Genomic DNA, 18623 nt, shown 5'->3' with positions numbered 1-18623 from the left:
CACTCAGCCGTACCGGCCGGTGATGTAATCCTTGGTCCGCTCTTCGCGGGGATTGGTGAAGATGTCCGAGGTGTTGCCGTATTCGACCAGCGTGCCGAGGTGGAAGAACGCGGTCTTCTGGCTGACGCGCGCGGCCTGCTGCATGTTGTGCGTGACGATCACCATGGCGTAGCGGCCGCGCAGTTCGTGGATCAGTTCCTCGATCTTGGCGGTCGCGATCGGATCGAGCGCCGAACACGGCTCGTCCATCAGGATGACCTCGGGATCGACCGCGATCGCACGTGCGATGCACAGCCGCTGCTGCTGGCCGCCCGACAAGGCGGTGCCGCTGTCGCTGAGGCGATCCTTGACCTCGTCCCACAGGCCCGCACGCCGCAGCGACTTCTCGACGATGCGGTCGAGATCCGCCTTCGCGCCCGCCAGCCCGTGGATGCGGGGGCCATAGGCGACGTTCTCGTAGATCGATTTCGGGAACGGGTTGGGCTTCTGGAACACCATGCCGACGCGAGCGCGGAGCTGCACCACGTCCATGTCGGGCGAATAGATGTCCTGACCGTCGAGCTTGATCTCGCCAGTCACACGGGCGCTGGCGACGGTGTCGTTCATGCGGTTGAGCGTGCGCAAGAAGGTCGACTTGCCGCAGCCGGACGGGCCGATGAACGCGACGACCTCGTCCTGGTCGACGTCGATCGAGACATCGTTGATCGCCAGCTTGCTGCCGTAGGCGACGGAGACGTTGCGCGCCGTCATCTTGAGAATCGGCATTTTCAGGTTCTTGGTCATCACCAGCGGGTCTCGAATCGGTTACGGAGGTAGATCGCGACGCCGTTCATCGCGAGCAGAAACACGAGCAGGACGATGATCGCGGCGGAGGTCTTCTCGACGAAGCCGCGGCTGACCTGATCGGACCAGAGGAAGATCTGCACGGGCAGCACGGTCGCGGGATCCTTGAGACCGGACGGCGGCGCGGCGATGAACGCGCGCATGCCGATCATCAGCAGCGGCGCGGTCTCGCCGAGCGCGCGCGCCATGCCGATGATCGTGCCGGTGAGGATGCCCGGCAGCGCGAGCGGCAGGACGTGGTGGAACACGACCTGGACGGGCGACGCGCCGATCCCGAGTGCCGCGTCGCGGATCGAGGGCGGCACGCTCTTGATCGCGTTGCGGCCGGCGATGACGATGACCGGCATCGTCATCAGCGCGAGCGTGAGACCACCGACGATCGGTGCCGAGCGTGGCATGCCGAACGTGCCGAGAAAGACCGCCAGCCCAAGCAACCCGAAGATGATCGAGGGGACCGCCGCGAGGTTGTTGATCGACACTTCGATCAGATCGGTCCAGCGGTTCTTCGGCGCATATTCCTCGAGATACAGTGCCGACAGCACGCCGATCGGGAAGGCGAGCAGCAGCGTGACGACCATCGTCAGCAGCGATCCCTTGAACGCGCCCCAGATGCCGACACGGGTGGCATCGGTCGAGTCCGCCGAGGTCAGGAAGCCGGCGTTGAACCCCCGGCTCAGCGCGCCGCTCGCCTTCAACCGGGCGACGACGGCCTCCGCATCGGGTGTGCCGTTGCCCTTGGCGGCGACGTCGATCGGGCTGGAGACGGGGACTTCGAACACCGCCTTGCGCTGGAGCAGCGACGGATCGGCCTTGATCGCATCGCGCACCACCGCCCACGCGCCGTCGGACAGCAGGTTCGCGCCGTCCTTGCCGTATGTGGTGCTCGCCGCAGCCAGCACGGTGCCTTCGAGACCCGCGCCTGCGAGCGCGAGATCGGCGCCGCGACCGACGAGGCGGGCGGGCTCGATCGGCAGTTTCGCGGCGGCGAGATCGACCGGGAGCGACACGCGCGTCTCGACGAAGCCGCTCGCGCCCTGCATCACCATCGTGACCAGCAGATAGGCGAGGAACGCGGCGGACAGCCACACCGCGGCGAGGCCGGCGAAGCGGAAGCGGCGCTCGGACGCGTAACGGCGGCGGATCCGCGACTGCATCGCTTCCGTCGTCCAGTCGGTCGGCACGCGGCGCACGGGCTCGGCGTTCGTCGTAGGGATCTGGGGCACGAGCGTGTCACTCATAGGCTTCGCGGTACCGTTTCACGACGCGCAGCGCGACGATGTTGAGAAGGAGCGTGACCACGAACAGCGTCAGGCCCAGCGCAAACGCGGCGAGCGTCTTGGGGCTGTCGAACTCGGCCTCGCCGGTCAGCAGGTCGACGATCTGCTTGGTGACGGTGGTGGTGCTGGCGAACGGGTTGAGCGTCAGCGTCGCGACGCCGGAGGCGGCCATGACGACGATCATGGTCTCGCCGATCGCGCGCGACACGGCCAGCAGCACGCCGCCGACGACGCCGGGGAGGGCGGCCGGGAGCAGCACGCGGCGGATCGTCTCGGACGAGGTCGCACCCATCGCCAGGCTGCCGTCGCGCATCGACGAGGGCACGGCGGCGATCGAATCGTCTGCCATCGACGAGACGAACGGGATGATCATGATGCCCATCACGAGGCCGGCGGCGAGCGCGCTTTCGGACGACGCCCAGCTGATCCCGATCGAGACCGCGAAGTCGCGCACCGCAGGCGCAACGGTCAGCGCCGCGAAATAGCCGTAGACGACGGTGGGGACGCCCGCGAGCATCTCGAGGATCGGCTTCATCCATTTGCGCGTGTTCGGCGCGGCGTATTGCGTGAGGTAGATCGCGCTCATCAGCCCGAACGGTATCGCGACGATCATCGCGATCACGGCGCCGATGAAGAACGTCCCCCAAAACAACGGCACCGCGCCGAGCGACGCGCCGGGATCGCGGCCGTCGATGACCTGCGGGCTCCAGTGCGTGCCGAACAGGAAGTCGGTGATCGGCACGACCGAGAAGAACCGCGCGGATTCGTACAGCAGCGAGGCGACGATGCCGACCGTGGTCAGGATCGCGATCAGCGACGCGCCGAGCAGCAACAGCATCACCACCCGCTCGACCTGCGTCCGCGCGCCGAAGCCGGGCTTCACGCGGGTGAAAGCAAACGCGCCGCCGGCAAAGGCGAGCAGCAACGCGAGGGCAGTGGCGATCCAGTCGTAACGGGTCTGCGCGGCGGCGTAGGAGGGGGCGAGCGTCCGGGAGAGCCCGTGGAACGCGCCGAAGCTGCGCCCCTCGGCAAGGCTGCGCGCTTCGGACAGGATCGACGCGCGATCGAAGCCGGGCGGTGGGAGCTGCATCGCCGCGGGCGTCGCGAGCACGGTATCGGTGACGAGCGCGGGTGAGGTCATCGACCAGATGACGAGGAAGATCAGCGGAGGAACGGCGGTCCACAGCGCGACGAACCAGCCATGGTGCGACGGGAGCGAACTGAACCGCACGGTGCTGCCGGCGCGGAAGCGCGTAGCGCGGACGCGGGCGGTGAGCCAGCCGATCAGACCTAGACCGAGGACGAGCAAGAGGAGGGCGATGGCGGACATTATAGTTCTCGCCCGTCTATAAGTACCACCCCGGCGAAGGCCGGGGCCCAATTGGGGAGGTCGAGGTAATGGCGCACGGCATCAGCCAACTGCGCGTTGCCCAATTGGGCCCCGGCCTTCGCCGGGGTGGTTGCGTGCGCCGGGGGGGTGGCTTTGTGGTGAGAGGTTTTCTCAGCAAAACTTCCGTTCCCCCGCGGACGCGGGGGCCCAGCTAAGTTCCGGTATCGAGCTTGGCTCCTGGGCCCCCGCGTTCGCGGGGGAACTAGGACGGGCGTGCGGTTGGAGGAAAAGCGCATCACGACAACACCGCCGGATCCAGCACCGTTTCGTTCGCGATGATCGCTGCCGAGCGCGCCTGCACCGCTGCCGGTGCCGCGATCAGTCCGCGTTTTACCAGCGGCCCGGTCGCGCCCCAGTTCGCGGCGTATAGCTTGAGCAGGTTCCGCAGTCCTGGAATGGCGGTCAGATGCGCCTTCTTCACATAGATATATAGCGGCCGGGATCCCGGATACCGGTTGTCCGCGATCGATGCGTAGGTCGGCGCGACGCCCGAGATCGACACCCCGTTCACGTCGTCCTTGTTCTCTTCGAGATAGCTGTAGCCGAACACGCCGATCGCATTGGGATTCGACTGCAGCTTCTGGACGATCAGATTGTCGTTCTCGCCGGCATCGACATACACGCCGTCCTCGCGCACCCGCGTGCAGAGCGCCTTGTGCGCATCCGGATCGGACTTGGCGAGCGGCTTGGCGGTTGGGTCGCTGTCCTCGCACCCCTTGGTCAGGATCAGCTCGGCCAGCGCATCGCGCGTACCGCTGGTTGCCGGCGGGCCGTAAACCTGGATCGGCACCGCGGGCAGCGCGGGATTGACGTCGCGCCAGACCCGCGCGGTGTTCGTCTTGCCGCCCGGATTGGCGGCGAGCGCCTTGTAGAGATCGGTCGGCGTCAGCTGCATTTTGGGGCCGTTCTTCGCCTCGGCAAAGGCGATGCCGTCGATCCCGACCTGGATTTCCATCACGTCGCGCACGCCGTTCTCGGCACAGCTCTTATATTCGCTCGCCTTCATCCGTCGCGACGCGTCCTCGATATCGGGGTGCGCCGCGCCGACGCCTGCGCAGAACAGCTTCATGCCCGCGCCCGTGCCGGTCGATTCGATCACCGGCGCCTTCGCATCGGGATCGTTCGCGACGAGCTGCTCGGCGATCATCGTCGTGAACGGATAGACCGTCGACGACCCGACCGCGGTGATCTGGTCACGCGAGCCCGCGCCGCCGCCGTTCGCCTGGTCGACGCACGCGGCCAGAGCGCCCGTCGCCGCTCCCAACACTCCAAGAAGAACGAACCGCTGCACCAGAATTCCCGTCATGCACCGGCCTTAGCGGTACTTAAGGCGATCCTGTGTGACAGTTGGGTTACCCTTTTATGACAGCAGCTTTCGAGGCTTTGGTTCCCGGTGGCAGAATCACCGAGACGGTCGTCCCCACGCCGACCTGGCTGGCGATATCGAGCCGGCCGCGGTGGCGCTCGACGATATGCTTGACGATCGCCAGCCCGAGACCCGTTCCGCCCAGCGATCGGCTGCGCCCGGCGTCCGCACGATAGAAGCGCTCGGTCAGCCGCGGGATGTGCACCGCCGCGATCCCGTCGCCCTCGTCGCGAATCGAAAGCCGGATCATGCCGGCGTCGTCGCGCTTCAGTTCGATCGTCACCGGCGTGCCCGCGCGGCCGTATTTCATCGCGTTGCCGATCAGATTGTGGAGCATCTGCGACAGCTGGACGCGGTCGCCCGAGACCGCGGCAAGATCCGGATCGATCGTCGCGACCAGATCGCGACCCCGATCGCCCGCTGCCTCCGCCAGTTCCTCCCGCGTGTCCTCGACCAGTTGCGCGAGATCGACCGCCTGGTCGGGCAAGCGGAACTTCTCCGCCTCGATGCGCGACAGCGAGATCAGGTCCTCGACCAGTCGCTGCATCCGCCGCGCCTCGTCGTCCATCACCTTGAGGAAGCGCGCGCGAACCTCGGCATCCTCGCCCGCCTCGTCGCGCAGCGTCTCGATAAACCCGAGGATCGACGCGAGTGGCGTGCGCAGTTCGTGGCTGGCGTTGGCGACGAAATCGATCCGCATCCGCTCGGCAGCGTAATTGCCGGTCTGGTCGATCAGGTGGACGATCCGCTGACCGTCCGACGCTTCGCCCAGCCGCATTTCCCAACGCTGGTCGCGGGTGCCGAGCCCGACCAGCTCGATCGGCCGCTCGCCATCGATCGGGCCCGGCGTGCCGAGCCGCTCGGCGGCGGCGGGATGGCGGATCGCGACCCGCGCATCCTCGCCCAGGATATGCGCGCCGAGCAACGCCCGCGCCGCCGTGTTCGCCAGAGTCACCCGGCCGTCCTGCACCAGCAGCACTGGTGCGACGATCGCGTCGAGGACGTCGTCGAGCACGGAGGATGTCGCCGTGCTCGTATCGGTGGGGGCAGGGGCCTCGTCGCCGGTGCCTGCCGCGACCAGCGCCGCCGCGATCCCGCCGACCAGCGCCACGATCGCCCCCTGCACGTCGCGCGTGATAACGAACACCGCCACCGCCGCGACGACGACGACGACGATCGCCCAGAACGTACGCAGGCCAAATCCCGACAACATGGCATTTCCTCAGGATGGGGGCAGGGCTCGCCCGCAGACGGCGTTCCTTAAGACGGATCGGTGGACGGGGTAATCATCATTCGTCTCGATGGCGATGGTCTTGATGGGGATGCCCGGACGCCTGCTGCCGGGATGGCGGACCGATCTTTCGCCGTGCGTCTTTCCATAGGTTCGTGGCCGCCTACATGGGCTGCGACGGATACAGGAGCGAGCGATCATGAAGCGGACCGGCAACACCATTCTCATCACCGGCGGCGGCTCGGGCATCGGCGAGGCCCTCGCGCACCGGTTCCACGATCTCGGCAACACCGTCATCATCGCCGGACGCCGGCAGGACGCGCTCGACAAGGCGATCGAAGGGCGCGCCGACATGCATGCGGTGACGCTCGACGTCGAGGACCCCGCCGCGATCGCGGCCTTCGCCAAGACCGTCATCGATCGTTTTCCCGCGCTGAACGTCCTGATCAACAACGCCGGCATCATGCGGCGCGAAACGGTCGATACCGCGCGCGATCTCGCGGATGCGGAGGCGATGATCACGACCAACGTGCTGGGGCCGATCCGGCTGATCGACGCGATGGTCGATCATCTCGTGGCGCGTCCGGATTCCGTGATCGTCAACGTCACGTCGGGGCTGAGCTTCGTACCGTTGATCGTCGCACCCACCTATTCCGCCACCAAGGCGGCGGTGCATTCCTACACCGTCTCGTTGCGGGAGGTGTTGAAGGGCAAGGTGGAGGTCATCGAACTGGCGCCGCCGGGCGTGCAGACCGAACTGACGCCAGGGCAGGCGACACGCCCCGGCTATCAGCCGCTCGAGGGGTTCGCGGACGAAGTTCTCGCGCTGTTCGACGCACAACCGACCCCCGCCGAGATACTGGTCCAGCGCGTTCGGCCGCTACGCTTCGCCGAGCGCGACCAGCAGGTCGAGACGTTGCTCGCCAAGGTGAACGCCGCAGCAAACCCCGAATAACGACGCACCGCGACGCTCTCGACCGTAATCGAGAGCGTCGCCTTCCGATCAGACCCGCAGATAGCGGTAATACCAGACCTCGTGGCCCTGCCGCCTTGCCTTGCGCTCGTACCGGGTTTCGGGCCAGTCGTCGGGGCGGGTCAGGAAATCGTGCGGCGTCCTTGCCTGCCATTCAAAGTCGCGACGCGCGTTCATGATCATCATCGACCAGCGGCAATAGGTCGGATCGTCGGTGCCGAGGCGAAACTCCGCGCCGGGTTTCAGCTTGGCGGCGATCGTGTCGAGTGGACCGTGATTGACCATGCGGCGCTTGGCGTGGCGCGCCTTCCGCCACGGATCGGGGTGCAGCAGATACAGCCGGTCGAGGCTCGCGTCGGGCAGGCGCTCGATCACCTCCAGCGCATCGCCCATGTGCAGCCGCACGTTGGTCAGTTCGCCGTCGCGGATGTGCGCAAGCGCGCCGACCACGCCGTTGAGGAACGGTTCGCAACCGATGAAGCCGACGTCGGGGTTCATGGCGGCTTGCCCCGCCAAATGCTCGCCCGCGCCGAAGCCGATCTCGACGTGGAGGGGGCGGTCTTCGCCGAACAGAGTCGTCGCGTCGATCGGACCCTCTTCAGGCACCGACAGGTCGGCAAGCGTTTCCTCGACGAGCGCGGCTTGGCCGAGGCGCAGCTTGTGGCCCTGACGACGGCCGTAAAGGCGGCGGATAACAGAAGGATCGTTCATCGCCGCGTGCCCTAGCGGTGTGGGGCGCCGGAGCAAAGTCCTTCGCGAGCCGTTGCATATCCGTAATGGCCGAACCACACCCCTCCGCATCGCCCGATCCCGCCGGATCCAAAGAGGACGACATCGACGCGCTCAAGGCCGCCGATGCCAAGGACCTCCACCAAGCCGTGCGCGAGGAGGGCGAGGACGAACTCGACCGACCGATCTCGTCGCTGTTCTTTTCCGGGCTCGCGGCGGGCATGGCGATCGCCAGTTCGCTGATCGCCGAGGGTGCGCTTCACGCGGCAATTCCCGATACGCCGTGGCGATCGATCGTCGTGTCGCTCGGCTACCCGATCGGGTTTCTCGTCGTGGTCCTCGGCCGGATGCAGCTGTTCACCGAGAGCACGATCACCGCGATGTTGCCGTTGGTGACCAAGCCGTCGGGCTGGGCATTGCGGCGGACCTTGCGGCTCTGGAGCGTCGTGCTGGGCGCCAACCTGATCGGGACCGCGCTGGCCGGCGGCATGATCGCGGCGGGCCTGCTCGGCGGCAGCGAGCTTCGCACCGCGATGATCGAGGTGTCGTTGGGGATCACCGAACTCTCGCCGGGCGCGACGTTCGTCAACGCGATCCCGGCCGGGTTCATGATCGCGATCCTCGCCTGGTCGCTGCCCAACGCGCGCGAACAGTCGTTCCTCGTGATCTTCGCGGTCACCTATGTGGTCGCGATCGGCGCGTTCAGCCATTCGATCGTCGGATCGGTGGAGGCGTGGCTGCTGCTGTTTGCGGGTAAGGTCGGCGCCGGCGAAGCGCTGGGTGGCCTGATGCTGCCGGCGATCCTCGGCAACTTGCTGGGCGGTGCGGGGTTGTTCGCGCTGTTGGCGCATGCACAGGTGCGCGGCGAGATGAGCAGCCACAAACTGGGCCGGGAGACACGTTGATGGGCGATATCGAACAGGCGGCGAAGTCCGTCGAGAAGGCGGATCGCGCCATGACGCACAAGGCGGCAGCGCACCGCGACAAGCCGATCGTCAAAGCGACCGGCTTCCTCGCCGAGATCGGCGACCAGCCCCAGCTCGTTGCGACCTCGCTCGGGACGGTCGTGATCGGGCTGGTCGCGCGTCGGCCCGACATGATCCGCGGCGGCGTGCGGATGTTCGCTGCACACGCAGCGGCCACCTTCGTCAAATCGGCGATCAAGAGTTCGATCGACCGCACGCGCCCCGAAAAGGCGATCGAGGACGGCAAGGCGCGGTTCGAGCCCGGCGACAGCGACGATCACGAGCAGACCTCGTTCCCGTCCGGCCACACGGCTGGTGCGGTCGCGGTCGCGCGGGCGGCATCGCGCGATATCGACGGGGCGGGGGCACCGGCCGCGCTGGTCACCGGCGTAGTCGCGGCGGCACAACCGCTCAACGGCAAGCATTACCTCTCCGACCTCGTCGTCGGTGCTGCGGTCGGCTGGATCGCGGAGGCACTGGTCAGCGCGGTGTTCGACCGGGTCGCGCCGGTCATCGAAAACGCCGCAGTGGAGAAACTGCCGCTGCTCGACGCTCCCGCTCCCGCTACCGCCTGATTAACCCGGATTTTTTCGATCGACGCGGCTGAGCATGGAACCGTTACGAGCCCGTGACGGTTTGCGACCTCGTCATAACAGGGAAGTCCGTATCATGAAGAAACTCGCCATCGCCACGCTGATCGCCGCCATCGCACTCCCCCTCGCAGCATGCGGAGGCAAGGGCGACGACAAGCTCGGCAGCCAGGTCGAGGCCGCCGGCGAGAACCGCGCCGACGCACTCGAGGCAGCCGCGGACAATCTCGAAGATCGTGCCGAAGCCGTTCGCGACAACGCCGAGCGCCAGTCGGACGCGATCGACGATGCCGACGTGAACGCACAGGCGCTGCCGCAGGCGCAGAAGGACGCGCTGGTCAACGGCAGCGAAAAGCTCCGCTGATCGTCTAGGCGCGAACTCGCGCTAGCGTCAGGGCCGCCCTTCGGTACGCACCGGGGGGCGGTTTTGACGTTTTGAATGGTTGGATTCGAACGGCCCGGCTCGACCGGTCGATACAAGAAGGACATGGCAATGATCGACAGGCGTCGACTGGAAACGGGGGGCTTCATCACCTTCCTGGTGGCGATCACGATCGCTCTGTGCGTGGTCGTGTCGTCGTTCGCGGCGGCGCTGCTGTGGAGCGCGCTGGCGGCGATCCTGTTCCAGTCGTTGTATCACTGGCTGCTCAAGCGCTGGCCGGAACGCCGCAATCTCGCCGCGGCGCTGACGCTGCTGATCATCTTCGTCGCGGTGATCGTGCCGACCCTGTTCATCGGCAGCCTGGTGATCGACCAGTCCGCCTCGGTCTATGCCAAGCTGCAAAGCGGGCAGATCAACTTCGGCGCGTATTTCCAGCAGATCCACGACGCGCTGCCGAACCGGATCCAGGGCGCGCTCGACAAGGCCGGGCTGAACAGCTTCGAACAGGCGCAGTCGCGCGTGTCGACCATCCTCGGCAACAGCGTCCGTTCGATCGCCGGGCAGGCTCTCTCGATCGGCCGCAATGCCGCCGCGTTCCTGCTGTCCTTCGGCGTCGGGCTGTACGTGACCTTCTTCCTGCTCCGCGATGGCGACAAGGTCGGGCCGGCGATCCGCCGCTCGCTGCCGTTCGAGCATTCGGTGGCGGAGAAACTTGTCGACAAGTTCGTCGCGGTGGTGCGTGCGACGATCAAGGGATCGGTGATCGTCGGGCTCGTCCAGGGTGCGCTCGGCGGCCTGACGTTCTGGCTCGTCGGCGTACCGGCGGCGCTGCTCTGGGGCCTGCTGATGGCGCTGACGTCGCTGTTGCCCGCGCTGGGCCCCGCGATCGTGTGGGTGCCGGTCGCGGTGTACTTGCTCGCGACGGGCGCGATCTGGCAGGGCGTGGTGGTGATCGTCTCGGGCGTGGTGGTGATCGGCCTAGCCGACAACATCCTGCGTCCGATCCTGGTCGGCCGCGACACGGGGATCCCGGATTACGTCGTGCTGGTGACGACGCTCGGCGGGATCGAGCTCGTCGGCCTGAGCGGCATCGTCGTCGGCCCGCTGGTCGCGGCGCTGTTCCTGACCGCGTGGCAAATTCTGACCGAGCAACGGCATGCCCAGCCGGGACATCTCGAGGACTGATGCGGTCAGTCTTATCCTCCCCCGCAAGGGGGAGGTGGCAGGCGCAGCCTGACGGAGGGGGAGGTAGGAATAACAGCGGTTGCGTGTCCTCCCCCTCCGTCACCTTCGGCGCCACCTCCCCCTTGCGGGGGAGGATTGAGATGTTGGAGCTAAGGTCGCCCGGGTTGCTCGTTCGCGAGAGGACCGACCAACAAAAAAGCCTCCCGCGGACCCGTCCGCGGGAGGCTTTTTCACAACCTCAAACCCGTCGCTATCAGGCGACAGCGGCCTTCAGCGCGTCGACCAGATCGGTCTTTTCCCAGGTGAACGTGTCGCCCTGCGGCTCGCGACCGAAATGCCCATACGCCGCGGTCTTCTTGTAGATCGGCGCGTTGAGCTTCAGATGCTCGCGGATGCCCTTCGGCGTCAGGCGAACGAGCTTCGGCAGGACCGCCTCGAGCTTGGCTTCCTCGACGGTGCCGGTGCCATGCGTGTCGACATACACCGACAGCGGCTCGGCGATACCGATCGCATAGCTGAGCTGGATCGTGCAGCGACGCGCGAGGCCGGCAGCGACGACGTTCTTCGCGAGATAGCGTGCGACATACGCAGCCGAGCGATCGACCTTCGTCGGATCCTTGCCCGAGAACGCGCCGCCGCCATGCGGGGCTGCGCCGCCGTAGGTGTCGACGATGATCTTACGACCGGTAACACCGGCGTCGCCGTCGGGGCCACCGATCTCGAACTGGCCGGTCGGGTTGATGTAGATCGCGGTCTCGTCGGTGATGAAGCCGTCGGGCAGCACGTCCTTGAACACGCCCATGACATAGTCGCGCAGCACGGCGTACTTGGCGGGATCGGCGTTGTCGCCCTTCTCGCAATAGCCCGGCGCATGCTGCGTCGAGACGACGAGGGCGGTCGCGCCGACCGGCACTTCGTTCTCGTACGACAGCGTGACCTGGCTCTTGGCGTCGGGCTCGAGGAACGGCGCGGCGCCCGAGTGACGGTCTTCGGCCATCTTGGCGAGGATCTTGTGGCTGTAATACAGCGTCGCGGGCATCAGGCCGGGGGTCTCGTCGGTCGCGTAGCCGAACATGATGCCCTGGTCGCCGGCGCCCTCGTCCTTGTTGCCGCTCTCGTCGACGCCCATCGCGATGTGTGCGGACTGGCCGTGGAGGTTGTTCTCGAAGCGGAACGTCTCCCAGTGGAAACCGGTCTGCGCGTAGCCGATTTCCTTGACGGTGTTGCGGACGGCCGCCTCGATCTCTTCCAGGACGCCGTCGGCCCACTGGTCGTTCTCGTAGATGCCCTTGCCGCGGATTTCACCGGCGAGGACGACGAGCTGCGTGGTCGTCAGCGTCTCGCAGGCGATGCGTGCCTGCGGGTCCTTGGCGAGGAACAGGTCGACGATCGTGTCGCTGATCTGGTCGGCGACCTTGTCGGGATGGCCTTCGGAGACCGATTCGGAGGTGAAGAGAAAGGACTTGCGCATGAAACCTCTTCGCAAAGGCTCGCCCAGGAAAGTCCGGGGAGCGACATATAAGGAAAGCTTTATATGTCCTTGTAGCGTTGGCGACGGCGCAGGGCAACTGCGGTAACGAGCATCAATGCGGCCATGATCGCCGCCATCGCATTGCCGACGCGCGAGAATAGCGTGGGGGGCAGCGCCGGGGGCATCGGTCGCTCGATCGCACCGGCGGTTTCGTGCGGTACGGTCGCGACGAGGCGGCCGTCGGCGGCGATGATCGCGGAGATACCGGTCGGTGTCGCGCGGAGGATTGGCAGCCCTTCTTCGATCGCGCGCATCCGCGCCTGGGCGAGATGCTGCGGCGGCCCCCATTTGCCGAACCACGCGTCGTTCGAAGGGTTGAACAGGATACGCGGCCGGTGCGCACGATCGACGACCTCGCCCGAGAAGATGATCTCGTAGCAGATCTGCATCCCGATCGAGCCGAAGCCGGGCAGCGTCAGGTTCGCGGGCCCCGTGCCCGAGGTGAAGTCGATGTCCCCGGGCACGAGGCGCGCGAGCCCGAGCGGCTTCAGCAACCACGGCATTGGTAGATACTCGCCATACGGCACCAGGTGCGCCTTGTCGTACCGCCCCCGCAGCCGGGCTTGGGCATCGAGCGCGAACACCGAATTCGCCGCGCCGGAGATCTCATCCTTGGCGTTGAACTCGAGCGCGGTGCCGCCGATCAGCAGGATGTCGTCGGGGCCCAGCAGCCGCGCCATGCGGCGGCGGAGGTAGAGTGGGCTCGACCAGCCATAGGCGTAGAACGGATAGCCATCCTCGACGTAGTCGCGCACGACGCCCTCGGGCCAGACGACGAGGCGGGGCGTGGCGCCGCCCTGGCCGGACAGCTTCTCCAGCGCAGAAAGAACGCGTTCGCCGTCGGTTTCACTGCGATCTTCCTGGCCGATATCGGGCTGGATCACGCGGACCAAAGGCGTGCCGGGGGCGGGGGGCGGCGCGTTCGTCCAGAGCGCGGACAGTGCCGCGAGGCTCAGCGTGGGAAGGGCGATCGCCGGCAGAGTCCAGCGGCGGACAGCGAGCATCAGCAGCGCACCCGCGGCGAGGATCGTTACCCCCGACAGTGCATACGTCCCGACCCAAGCCGACAGCCGCGCGACGCCGATCGCGGGCAGCCAGACGACGCTGAGCGGATCCCAGGCGTAACCCGTGAACAGCGTCGCGCGCAGCCATTCGGTCGCGATCCACGCTGCGCCGAACATCAGCACGAACGTCGCATCGGGCGCGGCGGGCCGTCGCGCGATCCGCCAGGCAACGCCGCCCGCCAGCATGGGGAATACCGCTAGATACAGGGCAAGCCCGACCGCCGCGAAGTACCCGAGCACCGGCGGCATCGCGTCCTGGAAGTCGAACGCATGCTGGAACCAGTTGTTGTTGACGGTGAAATGCCCGACCCCGAACACCCACCCACGCCACAACACGCTGCGCAGGGTCGGCGCATCGTGGACGAGCTTCATCCAGAGCGCGAACGCGACGAGGGTGAGTGGCCAGAGGTCAAGCGGGGCGAAGCCGGTGGCGGCGAGCGCGCCGAGGATGAGGCAGGCGAGGGCGGGGTAGCGGGTCACGCTGGCGCTATGGCGTGGCGGACGGGGTGGGGCAATGTCTTAGCCTTGGGATGAACGAGCCGTCGGTTGCATTCATTGTGGCTCCCCCATGAGGTACCACCCCGGCGGAGGCCGGGGCCCAGTTGGAAAGGTGGTAGTAACGCAGCGCTGTCCGCCGTTAGCAACGTCCCCCAACTGGACCCCGGCCTCCGCCAGGGAGGTGCAGGGGGATGGGGAAGCGTCCGATCGGCAAGAGCGCGCGATGGGTGGTGCATGGGGGAAGGGCGCCGACGCCAGAACAAGAGAGGGCCACTGACTTAACGGTGGAGGAAATCCCCCACCGAAAACCCCGGGTCGACGAACTTCGAACCACGACCTATCCTCCCCAAATGACCCTACGCCCCTTCCACCTCGCCTTCCCCGTCCATGACCTAACCGCCGCCCGCGCCTTCTACGGCGCCACGCTCGGCTGCCCCGAAGGGCGGTCCAGCGACCAGTGGATCGATTTCGACCTGTTCGGCCACCAGATCGTCGCCCACCTCGACCCTTCGGCAAAACCCGTCGCGATCGAGAATGCGGTGGATGGGCACGCCGTCCCCGTGCCGCATTTCGGCGTCGTCCTGACGATGGACGACTGGACCACGCTGTCGGAACGCGTCACCGCCGCGGGCGTAAAGTTCGGGATCGCGCCCTATGTCCGCTTCAAGGGCCAGCCCGGCGAACAGGCGACGATGTTCTTTCTTGACCCCAGCGGCAACGCTCTCGAGTTCAAGGCGTTCGCCAACGACGACATGCTTTTCGCGACTTAAGGACTATTCATGGCCAACCCCATCACCGTCGACGTTCCCCATCAGCTCGGCAAGGCGGCAGTCCGCGCGCGGCTCGATGGCGGGATCGACAAGATCAGCGCTAGCATCCCCGGCGGGTCGGTGACCGATCATCGCTGGGACGGCGACACGCTGCACTTCACCATCCAGGCGATGGGCCAGACGATCGCCAGCGCGGTCACGGTGTTCGAGACCAACGTCCACGCGGTCGTCGACCTGCCCGGCATCCTCGGGCTGTTCGCGAGCAAGATCCAGGACATGATCCGAAAGGAAGCACCGAAGCTCCTGCGCTGATCCCGCCTTGCCGACACAGACAGGGCGCCCGGGGGCGGATCAGGCCTCCGGCGCGCACCGATACAGCGCGAACGCAGCCTTGGCGCCGGCGACCGCGTCCGCGACCCACGCTTCGTCGGCAGGCTGCCGGTCGATCGCGGCCAGCAACGCGCGCCATTCGCCCGACAGATGTTTCGCGCCGAGATACGCCGACGGCATGTCGTCGGGCACCGATCGCGACAACATGATGCCGCCGAGCCGCGAGCCCTCGACCACGTACATCGCACCCCAGCCGGCCGCTTCGCTCGGCGCCAGGTCGAAGGCCATCGGCGCAGGCATCTCCTCGCCCAGAGCGGCGAGATCGGCGGCAAGCGCCTCACTCCGAGATCGGACGGCGGCAAGATCGGGAATGCCTTCCAACCAAGCCTCGACCGCGGGCAACGCCCTGGCATGCGCGATCAGGAACGCGCGGTAACCGTCCGCGTCGCTAAGGTCATAGCGTCCGAACCCGGCATCGACCGCGTCGTGATCGCTCGCCGTCGCTGCCCGGAGGCGCGCGACGGTCGAAAGCCCGTCCGTCAACAGCAGCGTCCCCCGCCCTTGCTGCCGTACCGCGCCTCCTGCCGATCGCGGAAGAACGCGCGTTCGTCCATCGGTGCGTGGTCCGGATGGCGCTCGGCCATGTGCTGGCGATAGGCGGCGTAGGACGGCACGCCGACCATCAGCAGCGCGGTCTCGCGCGCCTTCGCATAGAGCGCGCGGATCAATCCGCAGCCACCAGCTGCGGCGGGACTTCGGTGACGGTTGGCCGGTCGATCTTCAGCGCGGCGAGACAGGTGCGAACGCCGAAGAACACGATCGACAGCACCACCGCAAGGAACAGCGCGCACAGCCCCGCATCGATCCGGTCGTTGAGCACGATCCGCTGCATCTCCGCCATCGTCTTGGCCGGCGCGAGCAGCTCACCGCGCGCCGCCGCATTCGCGAACTTCGACGCATGTGCGAGGAAGCCGACCTTCGGATCGCTCGCGAACAGCTTCATCAACCCCGCGGTGATCGTGCACAGGCACAGCCATGCAGCGGGAAGGATCGTCACCCACGCGTAACGCTGACGCTTCATCCGGAACAGCACGACCGTCGCCAGCACCAGTGCGACTGCCGCGAGCATCTGGTTCGAGATTCCGAACAGCGGCCATAGCGTGTTCACCCCGCCGAGCGGATCGGTGACGCCCTGGTACAGGAAGAAGCCCCAGGCGGTCACGCAGAGCGCGGTCGCGATGAGACCCGGCACGATCGCCGAGGCATTGCGGAACGACGGTACCGCCAGCCCGATCAAATCCTGCAACATGAACCGCCCGGCGCGGGTGCCCGCGTCGACCGCGGTCAGGATGAACAGCGCCTCGAACAGGATCGCGAAGTGATACCAGAACGCCTTCATCGCCTGTCCGCCGATCAGGTTGCTGAAGATCTCCGCCATCGCCACCGCCAGCGTCGGCGCGCCGCCTGTCCGGCTGACGATCGTGGTCTCGCCGACGTCCTTTGCGGTCTGCGCGAGCAGTTCGGGCGTGATCGGGAAGCCCATCGCGGTGACCGCGGTCGCAGCGGAGGCGAAGTCGGTACCGACCACCGCCGCCGGGCTGTTCATCGCGAAATACACGCCGGGATCGAGGATCGATGCACCGACCAGCGCCATGATCGCGACGAAGCTCTCCATCAGCATCGCGCCGTAGCCGATGAACTGCGCGTGGCCCTCGCTGGCGATCAGCTTCGGCGTGGTGCCGCTCGCGATCAGCGCGTGGAAGCCCGAGACCGCGCCGCACGCGATCGTGATGAACAGGAACGGGAAGAGCCCACCCGACCAGACCGGGCCGGATCCGTCGATGAACGGGGTCAGCGCAGGCATCCGCAGTGGCGGCGCGACGACGGCGATGCCGATCGCCAGCGCGACGATCGCGCCGATCTTGAGGAAGGTCGACAGGTAGTCGCGCGGTGCGAGCAGCAGCCACACCGGCAGGACGGAGGCGACCGCGCCGTAGCCGACCATCAGCACGCACAGCTGCACCGGCGTCAGCGTGAACAGCGGCGCGAGCGTCGGCGAGGCAGCGACGGTACCGCCATAGACGATCGCGGCGAGCAGCCCGATGACGCCTAGAACGGAGACCTCGCCGACCTTACCGGGGCGGATCCAGCGCGTGTAGATCCCCATCATGAACGCCAGCGGGATCGTCGCGGCGACGGTGAACAGCCCCCACGGGCTGCCGGCGAGCGCGCGCACGACGATCAGCGCGAGTACGGCGAGGATGATGACCATGATCGCGAACGCGCCGATCAGCGCGATCACGCCGGGGATCGCGCCCATTTCCATGCGGATCAGTTCGCCGAGCGACCGCCCGTCGCGGCGCATCGAGATGAACAGGATCATGAAGTCCTGCACCGCGCCCGCGAGCACGACGCCTGCGAGGATCCAGAGCGTGCCGGGGAGGTAACCCATCTGCGCGGCGAGCACCGGGCCGACGAGCGGGCCCGCACCGGCGATGGCGGCGAAGTGATGCCCGAACAGGACGTTGCGGTCGGTTGCGACATAGTCGAGGCCGTCGGCGCGACGCAGCGCCGGGGTTTGCCGTGACGGGTCGAGCTGCATGACGTGCCGCGCGATGTAGCGTGCGTAGAAGCGGTACGCGATCAGCTGGACGGAGACGGCGGCGGTGACGATCCACAGCGCGTTGACATGCTCGCCCCGCTCGAACGCGACGACCGCGAGCGCGCAGGCGCCTAGCAGAGCGAGAGCGCCCCAACCGATCTTCTCGCGTAGTGTCATGTGCGCGCCCTCCCTTGCGGTCCGTGCTGGCGACATCGCGTATTCGGGAGGCGAGCGCTAGCCTAGATTAAGGGTCGGCTCCGGCTGCGAGCCCCGCCCCGGTGGCGAACTCCACCCCGGCGGAGGCTGGGGCCCAAATGGAAAGGTTGCCGCAACGGAGCGGGGAGCGTCGCCATTGCCGTCCCCCAATTGGGCCCCGGCCTTCGCCGGGGTGGAGCCGCTGGTTGGTGAGGCGTGATACACTTCTGGCAACTGGCCGGAACACCGTGATGGATTAGAGTGCTGCAACCTCGATAGCACCTCGCTCAAAAAGCGGCGTACACCTCTCTTCCGTCACCCCGGCGGAGGCCGGGGCCCACCGTGCCGCACACTCCACGGACCGCGAGCATGCGGAACGGTGGATGCCGGAACGAGCCCGGCATGACGGGGAAGGGGTGAAACTCTTTGATGCATCACAGGGGACGCAGGGCTAGCGCGATGCAGATGTGATCCACATCGAGAGCGTTCCCTCGCGGACGCGGGGGCCCAGTTGAATAGCGTCGTACACCGCTATCCTGGACCCCCGCCTTCGCGGGGGAACAGCGCGCGCATGCCCGTCGACGTCACGCTCTAATTATAGCGATGGAAATTATCGCGAGGGACTCGAGAAGTAGAGCGAAGGACGCGAGACCTGTTCGATAGCCGGGTCGCCCGCCCTGACCGCGCGAGACGCGCAATACC

The 18623-nt window shown here is 67.0% G+C and carries 18 protein-coding genes; 7 read left to right on the top strand and 11 right to left on the bottom strand.

Translation table 11 applies throughout. The annotated features are described in order from the left end of the window. Positions 1-3: 3 nt before the first annotated feature. The 5 genes from pstB to H8S47_RS16495 form a co-directional block, all read right to left on the bottom strand. On the bottom strand, positions 4-783 hold the full coding sequence (gene pstB, locus H8S47_RS16515; RefSeq protein ID WP_187504875.1) for a phosphate ABC transporter ATP-binding protein PstB: 780 nt from the start codon (positions 781-783) through the stop codon (positions 4-6). After that, positions 783-2081, bottom strand: a complete 1299-nt coding sequence (gene pstA, locus H8S47_RS16510; protein WP_187504874.1) for a phosphate ABC transporter permease PstA — start codon at positions 2079-2081, stop codon at positions 783-785. Before pstA ends, pstB begins: the two co-directional genes overlap by 1 nt. Next, complete coding sequence (pstC, locus tag H8S47_RS16505; RefSeq protein ID WP_187504873.1) at positions 2074-3450, bottom strand: phosphate ABC transporter permease subunit PstC; 1377 nt, start codon at positions 3448-3450, stop codon at positions 2074-2076. Before pstC ends, pstA begins: the two co-directional genes overlap by 8 nt. Before the next feature lie 295 nt (positions 3451-3745). After that, positions 3746-4816 carry a substrate-binding domain-containing protein gene (locus H8S47_RS16500; RefSeq protein WP_187504872.1) on the bottom strand — a complete coding sequence of 357 codons (1071 nt, stop codon included), beginning with the start codon at positions 4814-4816 and terminating at the stop codon, positions 3746-3748. Positions 4817-4862: 46 nt separating this feature from the next. Continuing rightward, a complete protein-coding gene (locus H8S47_RS16495) occupies positions 4863-6089 on the bottom strand; it encodes an ATP-binding protein (protein WP_187504871.1) in 1227 nt (408 codons plus the stop codon). 217 nt (positions 6090-6306) lie between these two features. On the opposite strand from H8S47_RS16495, the gene H8S47_RS16490 reads away from it, so the two are divergent. Next, positions 6307-7062 (top strand): SDR family oxidoreductase, encoded by a 756-nt coding sequence (locus H8S47_RS16490; RefSeq protein ID WP_187504870.1) that lies wholly within the window; start codon positions 6307-6309, stop codon positions 7060-7062. Between the two features lie 48 nt (positions 7063-7110). Here H8S47_RS16490 and trmB read toward each other — a convergent pair whose 3' ends face one another. After that, positions 7111-7791 (bottom strand): tRNA (guanosine(46)-N7)-methyltransferase TrmB, encoded by a 681-nt coding sequence (gene trmB, locus H8S47_RS16485; RefSeq protein WP_187504869.1) that lies wholly within the window; start codon positions 7789-7791, stop codon positions 7111-7113. Between the two features lie 65 nt (positions 7792-7856). On the opposite strand from trmB, the gene H8S47_RS16480 reads away from it, so the two are divergent. From H8S47_RS16480 to H8S47_RS16465, 4 genes are all read left to right on the top strand, one after another. Then, the gene (locus H8S47_RS16480; protein WP_187504868.1) at positions 7857-8714 is read left to right on the top strand and encodes a formate/nitrite transporter family protein; all 858 of its coding nucleotides are present in this window, start codon (positions 7857-7859) and stop codon (positions 8712-8714) included. Next, entirely contained in the window at positions 8714-9349 is a 636-nt protein-coding gene (locus tag H8S47_RS16475) for a phosphatase PAP2 family protein (protein ID WP_187504867.1), read from the top strand. The genes H8S47_RS16480 and H8S47_RS16475 overlap by 1 nt, the downstream gene beginning before the upstream one ends. A gap of 94 nt (positions 9350-9443) precedes the next feature. Continuing rightward, positions 9444-9728, top strand: a complete 285-nt coding sequence (locus tag H8S47_RS16470; RefSeq protein WP_187504866.1) for a hypothetical protein — start codon at positions 9444-9446, stop codon at positions 9726-9728. A 129-nt stretch (positions 9729-9857) separates the two neighbouring features. After that, positions 9858-10931 (top strand): AI-2E family transporter, encoded by a 1074-nt coding sequence (locus tag H8S47_RS16465; RefSeq protein WP_187504865.1) that lies wholly within the window; start codon positions 9858-9860, stop codon positions 10929-10931. Between the two features lie 253 nt (positions 10932-11184). Here the strand turns inward: H8S47_RS16465 and metK are convergent, their stop codons facing one another. Both metK and lnt read right to left on the bottom strand, forming a co-directional pair. Then, a complete protein-coding gene (gene metK / locus H8S47_RS16460) occupies positions 11185-12402 on the bottom strand; it encodes a methionine adenosyltransferase (protein ID WP_187504864.1) in 1218 nt (405 codons plus the stop codon). Between the two features lie 59 nt (positions 12403-12461). Continuing rightward, on the bottom strand, positions 12462-14006 hold the full coding sequence (gene lnt / locus H8S47_RS16455; RefSeq protein ID WP_187504863.1) for an apolipoprotein N-acyltransferase: 1545 nt from the start codon (positions 14004-14006) through the stop codon (positions 12462-12464). A gap of 368 nt (positions 14007-14374) precedes the next feature. Between lnt and H8S47_RS16450 the strand changes: the two genes are divergently transcribed. Next, positions 14375-14794, top strand: a complete 420-nt coding sequence (locus tag H8S47_RS16450; RefSeq protein WP_187504862.1) for a VOC family protein — start codon at positions 14375-14377, stop codon at positions 14792-14794. Positions 14795-14803: 9 nt separating this feature from the next. Continuing rightward, on the top strand, positions 14804-15106 hold the full coding sequence (locus H8S47_RS16445; RefSeq protein ID WP_056411856.1) for a polyhydroxyalkanoic acid system family protein: 303 nt from the start codon (positions 14804-14806) through the stop codon (positions 15104-15106). A gap of 39 nt (positions 15107-15145) precedes the next feature. On the opposite strand, the gene H8S47_RS16440 is transcribed toward H8S47_RS16445, so the two are convergent. Genes H8S47_RS16440 through H8S47_RS16430 form a run of 3 tightly spaced genes read right to left on the bottom strand, consistent with a single transcriptional unit; the run spans position 15146 to position 17903 of the window. After that, positions 15146-15667: a biliverdin-producing heme oxygenase gene (locus H8S47_RS16440; RefSeq protein ID WP_187504861.1), complete on the bottom strand. Its 522-nt coding sequence runs from the start codon at positions 15665-15667 to the stop codon at positions 15146-15148. Continuing rightward, the gene (locus H8S47_RS16435; protein ID WP_214655133.1) at positions 15664-15807 is read right to left on the bottom strand and encodes a YbdD/YjiX family protein; all 144 of its coding nucleotides are present in this window, start codon (positions 15805-15807) and stop codon (positions 15664-15666) included. Before H8S47_RS16435 ends, H8S47_RS16440 begins: the two co-directional genes overlap by 4 nt. Before the next feature lie 41 nt (positions 15808-15848). Beyond that, positions 15849-17903: a carbon starvation CstA family protein gene (locus H8S47_RS16430; protein ID WP_187504860.1), complete on the bottom strand. Its 2055-nt coding sequence runs from the start codon at positions 17901-17903 to the stop codon at positions 15849-15851. Positions 17904-18623 lie beyond the last annotated feature (720 nt).

Origin of the sequence: Sphingomonas albertensis, assembly GCF_014358075.1 — a bacterium.
Taxonomy (GTDB): domain Bacteria; phylum Pseudomonadota; class Alphaproteobacteria; order Sphingomonadales; family Sphingomonadaceae; genus Sphingomonas; species Sphingomonas albertensis.
The sequence above is the reverse complement of the archived record's forward strand: the minus strand, read 5'-3'. Positions and strand labels throughout refer to the sequence as shown.